The organism is Pedobacter sp. SG908 (assembly GCF_011759615.1).
Lineage (GTDB): Bacteria > Bacteroidota > Bacteroidia > Sphingobacteriales > Sphingobacteriaceae > Pedobacter > Pedobacter riviphilus.
Genome location: NZ_JAAOYY010000003.1, coordinates 802,242 through 815,444, shown reverse-complemented (window position 1 = coordinate 815,444; position 13,203 = coordinate 802,242). Strand labels below are relative to the sequence as shown.

Here is a 13,203-nt window from a genome sequence, read left to right as displayed (position 1 = left end):
AATGAGTCCTGATTTAAGACTCCTTATTTTTTTTCAATTCTTCCCATTGTTTAGCAAAAGATTTATCGGCAACTTTTGGCATTTCGCGGTATTTGCCCCAACTCTTTTTAAAGAAAGTGCTAAGCATAAAATTTTTAAATTTCCCACCAAAGAAATCCATCCACTTGCGTTTTTGCATCATTCTGCTAAACATGCTCCAACCAATTTCCTCTTTTTTGCCGTTTTCATGTCCTGAGGCGGCATCTCTTCGGTTTAGCAGGAGCATTTTGTGGATGTCGATTTTTACCGGGCACACCTCAGAACATTTACCACAAAGACTAGAAGCATAACTTAAGTGTTTAAATTCTTCCATGCCCTTTAAATGAGGGGTGATTACCGAGCCGATTGGCCCGCTATAGGTTGTGTTATAAGTGTGGCCACCGATATTTTTATAAACCGGACAAGCATTTAAACACGCACCGCAACGGATGCAATACAAGCCTTGTCTTTGATCTTTTTGTGCCAATAAATTGGTTCGGCCATTATCCAGCAAAATCACATACATTTCTTCTGGCCCGTCTGTTTCATTAGGTTGGCGTGGACCACTTAAAATGGTATTGTAAACCGTTAAGTTCTGACCGGTTCCATGTGATGCCAGTAAAGGCCAGAAAAGATCAAGATCTGTTATAGAAGGAATTACCTTTTCGATGCCTACTATGGCAATATGGATTTTTGGGAAAGTGGTACTTAAACGCGCATTACCTTCATTCTCCGTCAAGGCAATACTTCCGGTATCGGCTATTAAAAAATTGCCACCACTGATACCGATATCAGCATTTAAGTATTTATCGCGGAGTAATTCCCTTGCTTTTTGTACCAGCTGAGGGGGAGTGGCATCGATAGGTGTGCCAAATTTATCGTGAAATAACTGTGCAATATCTGTTGCACTTAAGTGCATGGCGGGAGTAACAATATGGTATGGAGCCTGACCAAGCAGTTGAACGATATATTCGCCCAAATCACTTTCTAAAGATTCGATATCGTTTTTTTCCAGAAAATCGTTTAAGTGGATTTCCTCGGTAGTCATCGATTTTGATTTGATAACTGTTTTGCCGTTGTTTCTTTTGATGATGTTGAGGATTTCCTGTTGAGCTTCCTCAGCATCATTGGCCCAGATTACCTTACCGCCGCGGCGTTGGAAATTTGATTCGAACTCTGGCAAGAATTTGTCAAGGTTTTCCATTACACGCCATTTAATTACGTGTGCCTTTTTTTTGGATGCCTCTAAATTTTCGAATTTTGATAAACCCCGTTCAACAGCTGCATTGTATTTCCCAATATTATAATTTATGGTTTTACGATGCGGCAGATCGAAAGCTTTCTCGTCAGATTTCTCTAAAAATTCCTCGGCAATATTCATCAATAGTTATTTTGTAATAGGGTAACGAATATTAACTGATTTTAGTTTTTAGCTATTTCGTTATCACATCAAAGATAGGAATTTATGCAGGCGCGAAAAGCTATTGTGCATAAAAAAGCCCCGACATTTTGTCGAGGCTAAGTATTTTGAATTATTATTTCTTTGGATTTCCTTTTCCGTCCATATCTACGGCCGGGCGTTTAGCTCTGTTGGCCAATTCCCATGCGGTAAAGTAGGTTAGTTTTGCTCTTTTCGCCAAAAGTGGGAAATTAATCTTACTTACTTCATCGCCTGGTTTGTGGTAATCCTGCTGCAACATGCCGTCATAATAGAAGATAATAGGAATGCCCAATTTAGCAAAGTTGTAATGATCTGAACGGTAATAAATCTGCTCAGGATCTTTTGGATCATCGTATTTATAATCCAGTTTCATTTTAGTATAAGTGGCATTAACCTGCTCGCTGATGTTGGCCAAATCGCTGCTCAACATTTTCGAACCTACCGAATATATATAGTTTGCCGAATCTGGTTTGCCTAAATATTCTTCACCAGTACGGCCAATCATATCGGTATTTAAATCAGCAATGGTATTTTCTACAGGAAAAACCGGATGCTCAGAATACCATTCAGAACCCCAAAGTCCTTTTTCTTCACCAACAACAGTCATAAATAAGATGCTGCGTTTAGAGCCTTTTCCGGCTTTTTTTGCATCTGTAAATGCTTTTGCCATTAATAATACGCCCGTAGTTCCTGAGCCATCATCATCTGCTCCGTTGTTTACTTTATCTTTTGCATCTGGATCAGTTACCAGGCCAATATGGTCATAATGGCCGGTTAAGATCAATACTTCTTTTTTAAGTACAGGATCAGAACCTTCTAGATAACCGAGCACGTTTTCGCATCTAACTGGTGTTTCTGTTTTTGCAGCACTTGCAGAAAAAGGTACATTTAATACTTGCGAGGCAGGCGCCTGACTATCGACTATTTTCTTTTGCAGATCGGCTACCGTAGTGTTCGAGGCTTTTAACAGCTCGTTTGCCAAAGCGACAGATATCGAAATGCGCGGAATATCGTTTTGTTTTTGTGCTTCGATAGCGGCGTTTGTTTTTACGATTACACGACCTTTATTTTGGGATTGTTTGGTATCTTCGGTAATTCTATCAACAGCCGGATCGATCAGGATAATGGCTTTAACGTTATTTTCTGCAAAATACTTAGCCTTTGCCTCAAGCATAGCACGGTAAGCGGCCCTATCAATTCTGGTGCCCGGTTTAATTGTCGGATCGCCGCCGTTGAACATCATTACCACTTTGCCTTTAATATCAGTTCCGGCAAAATCGTTATAGCCGTCTTTTTTGATTCCGTAACCAATAAATACAATCTGATCGGTTGAAAAAGTGAAACCGTTATCGCTGATTAAGTTTGGTAGAACAACATAATCTTTCTGATATTCTTTAGGCTGACCGTTAACCGTTAAATGGCTTTCTTTTAAGGTAACATTTACCAAATCGATTTTTTGAAAATAGCTGCCATTTACAGGTGCTTTTAAACCTAAAGATTTAAAATAATCACGGATATAATCTGCGGCCATCCAGGCACCTTTTGTACCTGTTTCGCGGCCTTCATATTCATCAGATGCTAAAACAGAAAGATGTTTGTAAGCGTTCTCTGAGTTAATGGCCTTGCTAAACCTTATCGCATCAGGATTAGGTTTAAGCGGCTTAATTTGGCTGAAGCAACTTGCGGTAACAAGCGATACCAAGCCAAGGGTTAAAAACTTTTTGTTCATTATGATAATAGTTAGTTAAGTTTCTTGTTAACACGAAATCTTTTCAACTCTGTTCTGGTGACGACCACCCTCAAATTCAGTAGTTAAAAAAGTTGTGGTAATCTCTTTAGCCAGTTCTTCCGAAACAAATCTGGCAGGTATACACAAAACGTTTGCGTTGTTGTGCTTGCGGACTAAAGAAGCAACTTCATTCTCCCAACATAAACCTGCTCTGATGTGCTGATGTTTGTTTGCGGTGATGGCTACACCGTTTGCCGATCCGCAAAGTAAAATCCCATAGGTAAATTCTCCATTTTCTACAGCAGCGGCAACCGGATGGGCGAAATCTGGGTAATCAACAGAATTTTCTGAGTAAGTACCAAAATCTTTTACTTCGTAATCCCGTAAAAAATCTTTTAATATTTCTTTGTATTCAAACCCAGCGTGATCCGCTCCAATAGCAATTTTAATTTTTGTATCAGACATTGTCAAATTTATAGAGAATTATAAAATCTATTCGTAATGTTTTTGTTAGTTAGCGTAGAAAGCAGCATCAGCCTTTTTCTTCTTTTTTTCTATGTAGGCCGAAACAAAAATACTCAGCTCATAAAGCAAGAACAATGGCGTAGCTACAATTAGCATTGTCATAATATCAGGTGTTGGCGTAACGATAGCGGCAATGATTAAGATGATAACTGCAGCATACCTTCTGCTCGATCTCATCAGTTTTGGTGTCATCAACCCAAGTTTCGACAAAATGAAAATAATAACCGGAAGTTCGAAGATAATCCCTGTGCCTAAAGTTAAAGTTGCAACAGATGACAGATACGAATCAACTGTGAATGTATTTTTAATTTCGGCACTTACCGTATAACCTGTTAAAAAGTTAACTGATAGTGGGCATACCACAAAGTATCCGAAAAAGATACCAATAATGAAGAGTATCGAGGCGAAGAATACAAAACCACTGGCCGATTTACGTTCGTTTTCATGTAATGCCGGTTTAATAAAACGCCAGATTTCCCACAATAAATAAGGAAAGCCAACCACAATACCGCACATTACACAAACATTTAATTGCAGGTTAAACTGGCCGGCCATCTCGGTATTGATAATTTCACCATTAATTTTGGTAATACACATATCCTTGCCTAATGACGGGAAGTGTTCTACCAGCTTACACATCATGCGATATGTCCAGAAATCAGGTTTTTTCGGGCCAAAAATTATTTTATCAAGAATCTCTTCATTGAAGTAAAAAGCGATACCCGTAAAAACGGCAATGGCAATTACGGCTCTGATTAAATGTTTACGGAGAACATCCAGGTGATCGAAAAAAGACATTTCTGCCTCTAAAGTGGTGCTCCTTTGCCCGATAGCTTTTGTAAGTGAAGTTTTTTTAGTGTCGCTCATGTTGAAAACAAAAATACCATTCTATTTGAATAGAATGGTATTTACGTGTTAAATATAGAAATAGTTTATATTATTCCGAAAATTCAAATGTTTCCATAAATTTCGTAGTGAAATTACCTGCCCTGAAGTTAGGATCTTTCATCAACTGTAAATGGAAAGGAATGGTCGTTTTAATCCCTTCAATTACAAATTCGCTAAGCGCACGCTCCATGGTACAAATGGCCTCTTCGCGGGTTTGGGCCACGCAGATTAATTTTGCAATCATCGAATCATAATTCGAAGGAATTGAATAACCAGCATAAACGTGGGTATCAACACGAACACCATGGCCACCTGGCGAATGGAAATTCGTAATTTTACCTGGAGAAGGACGGAAGTTATTTGCCGGATCTTCTGCATTGATACGGCACTCAATAGCGTGCATTTCAGGGGTATAGTTTTTACCTGAAATCGGAATTCCGGCAGCCACTTTAATCTGTTCTTTAATTAAATCGAAGTTGATTACCTCTTCGGTAACTGGGTGCTCTACCTGGATACGGGTGTTCATTTCCATAAAGTAGAAGTTACGGTGTTTATCAACCAAAAATTCGATTGTACCTGCTCCTTCATAATTTACAGCCATTGCTCCTTTAATTGCTGCTTCACCCATTCTCTGGCGGAGTTCGTCAGTCATGAAAGGAGAAGGAGATTCTTCTACCAATTTCTGGTGACGGCGCTGGATTGAACAATCGCGTTCTGATAAGTGGCAGGCTTTGCCAAACTGATCTCCGATAATCTGGATTTCAATGTGACGTGGATCTTCAATGTATTTTTCTAAATATAAACCATCGTTACCAAATGCTGCACCAGATTCCTGACGTGCACTGTCCCAGGCATTTTCGAAATCTTCATCTTTCCAAACTACACGCATACCACGTCCACCGCCGCCCGCAGTAGCTTTTAAGATAACCGGGTAGCCCATTTCATTGGCAATTGCAATACCTTCTTTAACGCTGGTAAGCAAGCCTTCAGATCCTGGGATGGTTGGAACACCGGCAATTTTCATGGTCTCTTTTGCAGAAGCTTTATCGCCCATGCCATTAATCTGCTCTGGGGTAGCACCAATAAATTTGATGTTATACTCACGGCAAATGTTAGAAAACTTAGCATTTTCTGATAAGAAACCATAACCTGGGTGTATGGCATCGGCATTAGTTAATTCTGCAGCCGAGATAATATTTGGGATATTTAAATAAGAATCTTTACTAGGTGGGGGGCCAATACAAACAGCCTCATCAGCAAAACGTACGTGTAAACTCTCGCGATCTGCAGTAGAGTAAACAGCAACCGTTTTGATGCCCATTTCCTTACAGGTACGGATAATACGCAAAGCGATTTCACCCCTGTTGGCAATTAGTATTTTTTTAAACATAATTTTTTACGTTTCGTCTCTGTTCTAAAATAATCGTCATGCTGAATTCATTTCAGCATCCATTTAAAAAGAAGACCCTGAAATAAATTTACTTCGTAGCTTTTCGCTGCGCTACAGGTCAGGGTGACGTCAATCTTTAAATAGGTTCTACTAAAAATAACGGTTGATCGTATTCTACAGGTGATGCATTATCAACCAATATTTTAACGATACGGCCTGAAACTTCACTTTCAATCTCGTTGAAAAGTTTCATTGCTTCAATAATACAAACTACTTTACCTGTGCTAATCTCATCGCCAACATTAACAAACATTGGTTTTTCTGGACTAGCTGAACGATAGAAAGTACCGATCATTGGCGATTTAATAGTAATGTATTTTGAAGTGTCTTCTGCAACTGGTACAGCAGGTGTTGCTGCATTTGGAGCAGTAGGAGCTGTGGCAACAGGGGCAGCAGCCTGTACAAGCGGAGCTTGAGGTACTGTAGCATGCACAACTGTTGGTGCTTGGTTTGTTTTGATCGTGATTTTGAAATTTTCTTGCTCAATAGCAACTTCATTTACTCCAGAACGAGAAACAAATTTAATCAGTTCCTGTATTTGTTTGATATCCATTTTTTAGGCTTTTATGTAAAAAATAGTGTTTATTGAATTAACTAAGTTATACTTTTTTTGTTTTATTTTTCTTTGCAACCGCTTAAGGTTGATGGTTTAATGGTTGATAGTTAATGGCTATGATGTTTTATCGTGCAACTGATTAACTCCCAACTCCAGGCGTTCAACTCAATTATTCAGAGTCGTAAGCCCATTTAAGGTATACCGAACCCCAGGTAAAGCCGCCACCGAATGCAGCTAAAACGATGTTATCGCCTTTTTTCAACCTGCTTTCCCACTCCCATAAACATAAAGGAATGGTTCCGTTGGTTGTATTTCCATAACGTTCAATGTTGATCATTACCTTATCGGTTGTAACCCCCATGCGGTTTGCTGTGGCATCGATGATGCGTTTGTTGGCCTGGTGTGGTACCAACCATGCAACATCATCAGCAGTTAAGCTGTTGCGTTCCATAATTTCGGCAGCAACATCTGCCATATTGGTTACGGCAAATTTAAATACCGTTGGCCCCTCTTGGTGCGCAAAATGCTCTCTGGCATCAATGGTTTCGTGGGTTGCAGGTTTAACTGAACCTCCGGCTTTCATTCCTAAGAAATCTCTACCTGAACCATCTGTTCTTAAGATAGAATCCTGAATGCCAAAACCTTCTTCATTTGGCTCTAATAAGGCACAGCCACAACCATCACCAAAAATGATACAGGTTGTACGGTCTTCGTAGTTGATAATCGACGACATTTTATCGCCACCAACCACTAAAACTTTTTTATGCCTTCCTGATTCAATGAATGATGCTCCAGTCGAAAGTCCGAAAATAAAGCCCGAACAAGCGGCCTGTAAATCGTAACCCCAGGCATTTGTAGCGCCAATTTTATCGGCTAAAACGTTTGCAGTTGCAGGGAAAGTGAAATCTGGTGTAGTGGTGCAAAAGATAATCAGTTCAATTTCTTTTGCATCAATTCCTCTCTTTTTAAGTAAACCGTTTACAGCATGAACAGCCATATCAGAAGTACCTAAACCTTCACCCTTTAAAATTCTACGTTCTTTAATTCCCGTTCTGCTGGTAATCCATTCATCCGAAGTATCAACCATGGTTTCTAACTCTGCGTTTGTAAGCACATAGTCGGGAACGTAACCATTTACTGCTGTAATAGCAGCGTGAATTTTACTCATTTTAAGAATTTTAATAAATTATTTAAATGCCATTCTAATTTTTTCTACCAATCCCGTAGTGATCATTTCTCTGGATTGTAGAACCATATTTTTAACAGCCAGCGGACTAGAAATTCCATGCCCGATAACAACAGGGGCGTTAACACCTAGAACCGGACTTCCGCCGTATTGTTCGTAATTAAAACGATCGAAGAACTCATCTTTAAGTCCCTTTTTGATGGTAAGCACGTAAAACGATTCTGCTAATTTTAGCATTACATTTCCGGTAAAACCATCACACACAATTACATCAGCTTTATCGTTAAACAAATCTCTTCCTTCCACATTTCCAACAAAGTTGAAGAGGCTGGTTTCTTTCATTAACGGGAAAGTAGCCATGCTTAGCATATTTCCTTTCTCATCTTCCTCACCAATATTCATCAGGGCAACTTTCGGATCGTTTATCTGCAAAAGATTTTCTGCATATAAACTGCCTAAAACGCCAAATTGTAATAAAATATCAGGTTTACAGTCGGCATTTGCACCTACATCTAACAGTAAGCCAGTACCGCCTTTAATTTTTGGAAGAATTGTACATAAACAAGGGCGGATAATGCCCTGGATGGTTTTAACGCTAAAGACTGCGCCAACCAACATGGCCCCAGAGTTACCAGCACTTGCGAAAGAATCGATTTTACCTTCTTTTAAAAGGTTGAAACCAACTGCTATGCTCGAATTTGGTTTCTGAACGATTGCTTTGGTGGGATGTTCGCCCATACCAATTACTTCATCAGTATGAACGTATTCAAAATGATCTGGATTAAAACCTTCTTCTGCAAGAATGGGTTTAATCTGTTCGGTATCGCCAATAAGAACTAAATGCTCTCCAGCGTTAAGCGATTGATGAGCAGCTATTGCTCCCAAAACAATTGCTTTGGGAGCATAGTCTCCGCCCATTATGTCGAGGCCTATTTTCATAGAAAAAATCTGTTTGTGTTAAGTCAGGTGTAATCCTGAATTTTTCAGTTGACTAAGGTATGACTAAAGCCGCTGAAAACACAAACAATTTTTTAAGAAAATTACCCTATCTGAGTATTTTCGATAACCAGTTTGCCGTTGTAGTATAAGTTACCATCAACGTTGTAAGCACGGTGAGGTACGTGAATAGCACCTGTTGCCGAGCATGTTGCTAAAGAAGGAGTAACAGCTTTATAGTGTGTTCTTCTTTTATTTTTTCTCTGTTTCGAGATTTTCCGTTTTGGATGTGCCATTGGTGTATAATCTAATTATTTTTTTAACTTATTAAGGGCTTCCCAACGTGGGTCGCTTGTTTGTTCATTTTCTTCAGCCTGCTTTTCGATCGATAACTGATTTAAACGGTCAATCATCTCCTGATCGCAATCTTTATCTGCCTGCTCGCAGTTTTTGATATAAGGTACCGCAACGTTAATCATTTCGTATAAAGGACCAGATATATCAATCTCGGTATCTTTACGGCTTAGCGAAATAATTTCTTCATCATCGCTCTCCAGTTCATCTTCAGCAAATTTTACAATCTGCCTTTCATAAAGATTTATAGGTAGCGGAAACTCAGATAAACATTTATCGCAATCTAAATTAACTGTACCTATAACTTTGAATTTTAAAAGCAACATGGTCTCTTGTTTCTCAAGTTCCAGGTCTACTTTTAAATTCCCGCTTTTAATTAACGAATACTCAAATGCGTTAAAAAAGCGATCATCAAGCTCATAATCAAACTGATGAGTTCCCAATTTTAATCCGGTAAACGGTAATGAAAATTGTTTTAGTGGGTTCAAAGTACTGTAAAATTTTAGCCTGCAAATGTAGGGATAAAATAATTAGATTAAAAATGTTTTTTAAAAATTGTTGATGTTAATCGGACAGGTTTTCAGAATGTTAATTGAAATACTGCAAGACCTTTTAGTTTTCTTGTTAGTCGGGATTTGTAATCCCGACTTAGAATAAAGGATTTTTACTCATTATGTGGATTGTAAATCCACTGTCCATCGAGTCGGGATTTCAAATCTCGACTAACGAAAATTATGAATCGGCCAATACCATTTCTTTGTTATTCCTACTCCATTCGCTCCATGAGCCTACATAAAGTTTTGGAATAGGTAGGCCAGCATAATCCATAGCCAATAAGGTATGGCAGGCGGTAATGCCCGAGCCACAATGTACAATTACATTTTCGGGTTTAACATGCGCCAAAGCTTCAGCATATTTTTCTTTTAATATTTCTGGGGCCAAGAAAGCGCCCGTAGCATCTAAATTTTCGGTATAGGGGATGTTTGCCGCTCCTGGAATATGCCCTGCAATTAAATCGATAGGCTCAGTGAGGCCAGCAAAACGGTTGGCATCGCGTACATCAATCACAATGTAATCGTCGGTTTTGGCAACTTTTTCTACTTCGTTGATATCCGACAGCGGTAAATTCCATGCTTTTACTTCATAAGGATCAACAGATTTTGGAATTTCCACTTTATTTGTAGTTGGGAAACCCGCTTTTAGAGCCGCCTGAAAGCCACCGTCAATAACCTGTACTTTTTCATGACCAATGGCTTTCAACATCCACCAAAACCTTGCAGCTGCGTTACCGCCATTTTTATCGTCGTAAATAAGTACATGGCTGTCTTTTGTGATACCGAATTTCTGTAAAACAATTGAAAATTGCTCGAAAGTAGGTAAAGGATGCCTCCCGCCAATGGCAAAATCGCCTATTTTGGCTAAATCGTTATTTACATCTGCGAAAAGCGCACCCGCTAAATGCTGCTCATCATACCTGGCTTTTGAGCCAGCGCTCGCATCGATAATTACAATTTCTTCGTCCTGGTTTAGCCAGGTTAATTCCTCGGGTTTTATGATCGGTGATAATTTATTTTCCATAATCTAATACTGTTTTTGCTTAAAGCTTTTGCAATATAAGAGATTTTGGAAAATCTGGCCTAATCTGTTTTCTTGCCAACCAAGGCCCATAATCCCAAAACCGGACCAATAGCTAATACCATATAAAGATATTGAACATTAAGTTGTTTTGATAAAAGATTAACTGCCTGAATGCTGATAATTGTGATGGCAAAACCGATGCAATTTACCAGTGTTAATGATGTTCCCCTTAAACTTTCGGGCGCATTTTTGGCAATCAAAGAAGAAAACAAAGGCGAATCGGCTGTGCCGGATAAACCCCAGCAAAATAAGAATATAAGAAAAGGATAAACTGAGCCACTGAATAGAAAAACAGGAGTGAGCAGGCAGCATAGGCCCGATATTGTTAAGGCAATAGTGGCAATCCGCTTTGCACCAAATTTTTGCGAGAGCAAACCGCCAATCATGCAGGATAAACCTCCTGATGCTATAATTAAGAACGAAAACAACGGGATATTTAAAGTTGCATGTACATGTTTAGTATTGTAAAGCAACAGCATGCCTGGTAAAAAAGCCCAAAAGGTATAAAGTTCCCACATGTGGCCGAAATAAGCGAAAGCGGCAGATCGAAAATGCGGATTTTTGAAGCCATTAAAACAAGAACGGAAATTGAATTTTTGCCCTGCAGTTCTAAATGGACCGTTTGGAACCAGCAACAAAATAGCAAACGCACTGGTCAGCGATAAAGCAGATGTGCCAAAAATTACATATTGCCAGGCGAAATCTGTAGTAAAGTTTTTTAATAAATGAGGAAATGCGGTGCCAAAAACCAAAGCGCCAACTAAAAAACCTAAGGATTTCCCTAATCCATCTTTAAAGTAGTCGGAGGCTATTTTCATGCCAACAGGATAGATTCCAGCCAGCATAAAACCAGTTAAAAAACGAAAAAGCAACAATAAACGGACATCGGGTAACTGTAAACAGATGCCCAGATTAAACAACGCAGCTGCAATGCCACAGATAAAGAACACTTTCGAGGGTGAAAAAATATCAGAAATGGCAAAAAACGCAAAGACTAAAGTGCCGCTGATGAAACCAAACTGTACCATACTGGTGAGATTAGCTAATAGATTCGTTTCAGTCGGGAAGCTTTTAACAATATCGGGCAATACTGCATTGCCTGCAAACCACAGTGATGTACAAAGAAACTGCGCAATGACGATTATAGGTAATATGTAACTGGTTTTTTTAGTGCTGTTCATTTTTAGTTTGGTGCACAATTTTAACTAAAATAAACCTGATTGGACGAAAAGCCCCAATTCTTCATTGGGCTTGTAGGGAAAGCAGGGCTTTCGAAACCGATGAAAAACAGGCCTTGCTTTGCAAAAAAAATCGACTACCTAAGACACCTAAATACATCTAAGTTTAATACACCTTTGTTCTTTCAGCTTTAGTCTTTCTGCTCTAAAAACCTTCCATCTCCTAAGAAGCATCATCTTTAATATCAAACTGTGTTTCAACCACTTTTCCGCCTGTGCGTAATTGGTTGCCCAGCATTTCTTCTTGCTCACGGCGGTTTTTTACAATGTGGATGGCCGAAAACAAAGCTTCAGTAAATGAAGTCGGATCCGCTAGATCTTTACCCGCAATATCGTAACCTGTTCCATGATCGGGAGAAGTGCGAACGAAATTTAAACCGGCGGTATAGTTTACGCCATTATGGAAAGCTAAAGTTTTAAAAGGAATCAAACCCTGGTCGTGGTACATCGCCAAAACTGCATCGAATTGTTTGTAACTGCCGTTGCCGAAAAAGCCATCAGCAGGGTATGGACCAAAGCAAATGATACCTTTATCGTAGGCTTCTTGGATAGCAGGTGTAATAATTTCAGCCTCTTCGGTGCCCAATAAGCCATTATCGCTGGCGTGTGGGTTTAAGCCTAGAACAGCAATTTTTGGTTTTTCGATCCAAAAGTCTTTTTTTAAACTTTCGTTAATCAGTTTTAATTTGCTGGTAATTTTTTCTTTGGTAATCGCCGTTGGAACGTCTTTCACGGGAATGTGACCTGTTACAACACCTACGCGTAAATTTTCGCTGATCAAAAACATCAGTACATCTTTACTTCCACTTTTTTCCTGTAGATACTCGGTATGACCAGGAAAAGCAAAGGTTTCTGATTGAATGTTATGTTTGTTAATCGGAGCAGTAACCAGGGCGTCGATATCGCCGTTTACCAGATCGGTTGTTGCACGCTCTAGTGATAAAAGAGCATACTTTCCTCCCGTTGCCGTAACCTGACCCAATTCGATTTTTACATCTTCTTCCCAGCAATTGATCATGTTTGCCTTTTTGGGCTGTGCCTGGTTAGCATGGCTAACTACATTAAAACTGAAATCGCCCAGGTTATTCGCTTTTCTATGAAAAGATGAAACCTTGGTATGGCCATAAACAATTGGAGTGCAATAATTTAAAATGGCAGGATTAGATAATGTTTTAATAATTACCTCTAAACCTATGCCGTTTACGTCGCCTATACTGATGCCAATTTTAAGTTTATTGCTCATA

General features: G+C 39.2%; 13 protein-coding genes. All 13 read right to left on the bottom strand.

The window, feature by feature from the left end:
• Window positions 1–13 precede the first annotated feature (13 nt).
• Window positions 14–1,402 carry a LutB/LldF family L-lactate oxidation iron-sulfur protein gene (locus FHT21_RS24100; RefSeq protein ID WP_208399026.1) on the bottom strand — a complete coding sequence of 463 codons (1,389 nt, stop codon included), beginning with the start codon at window positions 1,400–1,402 and terminating at the stop codon, window positions 14–16.
• A gap of 151 nt (window positions 1,403–1,553) precedes the next feature.
• Window positions 1,554–3,188: a M28 family peptidase gene (locus FHT21_RS24095; protein ID WP_167297241.1), complete on the bottom strand. Its 1,635-nt coding sequence runs from the start codon at window positions 3,186–3,188 to the stop codon at window positions 1,554–1,556.
• A gap of 27 nt (window positions 3,189–3,215) precedes the next feature.
• Entirely contained in the window at window positions 3,216–3,653 is a 438-nt protein-coding gene (gene rpiB, locus FHT21_RS24090) for a ribose 5-phosphate isomerase B (RefSeq protein ID WP_167297240.1), read from the bottom strand.
• A gap of 45 nt (window positions 3,654–3,698) precedes the next feature.
• A complete protein-coding gene (gene tatC / locus FHT21_RS24085) occupies window positions 3,699–4,580 on the bottom strand; it encodes a twin-arginine translocase subunit TatC (RefSeq protein WP_167297239.1) in 882 nt (293 codons plus the stop codon).
• A gap of 70 nt (window positions 4,581–4,650) precedes the next feature.
• Window positions 4,651–5,991, bottom strand: coding sequence for an acetyl-CoA carboxylase biotin carboxylase subunit (gene accC, locus FHT21_RS24080; protein WP_167297238.1), 1,341 nt, complete (start codon window positions 5,989–5,991; stop codon window positions 4,651–4,653).
• Window positions 5,992–6,127: 136 nt separating this feature from the next.
• A complete protein-coding gene (gene accB, locus FHT21_RS24075; protein ID WP_167297237.1) occupies window positions 6,128–6,604 on the bottom strand; it encodes an acetyl-CoA carboxylase biotin carboxyl carrier protein in 477 nt (158 codons plus the stop codon).
• A 172-nt stretch (window positions 6,605–6,776) separates the two neighbouring features.
• A complete protein-coding gene (locus FHT21_RS24070; protein WP_167297236.1) occupies window positions 6,777–7,775 on the bottom strand; it encodes a beta-ketoacyl-ACP synthase III in 999 nt (332 codons plus the stop codon).
• Window positions 7,776–7,793: 18 nt separating this feature from the next.
• Complete coding sequence (gene plsX / locus FHT21_RS24065; RefSeq protein WP_167297235.1) at window positions 7,794–8,732, bottom strand: phosphate acyltransferase PlsX; 939 nt, start codon at window positions 8,730–8,732, stop codon at window positions 7,794–7,796.
• A 101-nt stretch (window positions 8,733–8,833) separates the two neighbouring features.
• A complete protein-coding gene (rpmF, locus tag FHT21_RS24060; RefSeq protein ID WP_025143959.1) occupies window positions 8,834–9,025 on the bottom strand; it encodes a 50S ribosomal protein L32 in 192 nt (63 codons plus the stop codon).
• Window positions 9,026–9,040: 15 nt separating this feature from the next.
• Window positions 9,041–9,571 (bottom strand): DUF177 domain-containing protein, encoded by a 531-nt coding sequence (locus FHT21_RS24055; protein WP_167297234.1) that lies wholly within the window; start codon window positions 9,569–9,571, stop codon window positions 9,041–9,043.
• A 244-nt stretch (window positions 9,572–9,815) separates the two neighbouring features.
• Complete coding sequence (locus FHT21_RS24050; RefSeq protein ID WP_167297233.1) at window positions 9,816–10,661, bottom strand: sulfurtransferase; 846 nt, start codon at window positions 10,659–10,661, stop codon at window positions 9,816–9,818.
• Between the two features lie 59 nt (window positions 10,662–10,720).
• On the bottom strand, window positions 10,721–11,902 hold the full coding sequence (locus FHT21_RS24045; protein ID WP_167297232.1) for an MFS transporter: 1,182 nt from the start codon (window positions 11,900–11,902) through the stop codon (window positions 10,721–10,723).
• Window positions 11,903–12,122: 220 nt separating this feature from the next.
• Complete coding sequence (gene pdxA / locus FHT21_RS24040; protein ID WP_167297231.1) at window positions 12,123–13,202, bottom strand: 4-hydroxythreonine-4-phosphate dehydrogenase PdxA; 1,080 nt, start codon at window positions 13,200–13,202, stop codon at window positions 12,123–12,125.
• Window position 13,203 lies beyond the last annotated feature (1 nt).